Here is a 527-nt window from a genome sequence, read left to right as displayed (position 1 = left end):
TCGCCGTCGATTCCGGGGTTGTTCGCCGCGCAGGTTTCGCGTGCCCCTGAGGCGGTGGCGGTGAGTTTCGAGGGTCGCTCGATGACTTACCGTGAGTTGGATGAGGCGTCGAATCGGTTGGCGCACTTGCTGGTTGAGTATGGTGCGGGTCCGGGTCAGCGGGTGGCGTTGCTGGTTGGGCGCTCGGCGCAGGCGGTGACGGCGCTGTTGGCTGTGCTCAAGACCGGGGCGGCGTACTTGGCGATCGATCCTGCCCATCCCGATGCGCGTATTGAGTTCATGCTCGCCGATGCCGCGCCGGTTGCTGCGGTGAGCACCGCGGAGTTGGCCCACCGGCTTGGCCGGTGTGATCGGCCGATCGTCGACCTCGACGATGTGCGCCTCGACGATTATCCGTCTGCAGGTTTGCCTGCTCCTGATGTCGATGATGTGGCGTATCTGATTTACACCTCGGGTACTACCGGCAAGCCCAAGGGTGTGGCGGTCACGCACCGCAATGTGGCGTGTCTGTTGGAGGCGTTGGACTC

At 64.1% G+C, this 527-nt stretch carries 1 protein-coding gene; it reads left to right on the top strand.

What is annotated here, in order from left to right; translation table 11 throughout:
- The coding region (locus tag A5759_RS22150; RefSeq protein WP_156617000.1) for an AMP-binding protein at positions 1 to 527 on the top strand (527 nt) is incomplete at both ends.

Origin of the sequence: Mycobacterium sp. 852014-52144_SCH5372336 (genome assembly GCF_001665615.1) — a bacterium.
Taxonomy (GTDB): domain Bacteria; phylum Actinomycetota; class Actinomycetes; order Mycobacteriales; family Mycobacteriaceae; genus Mycobacterium; species Mycobacterium neumannii_A.
The sequence above is the reverse complement of the archived record's forward strand: the minus strand, read 5'-3'. Positions and strand labels throughout refer to the sequence as shown.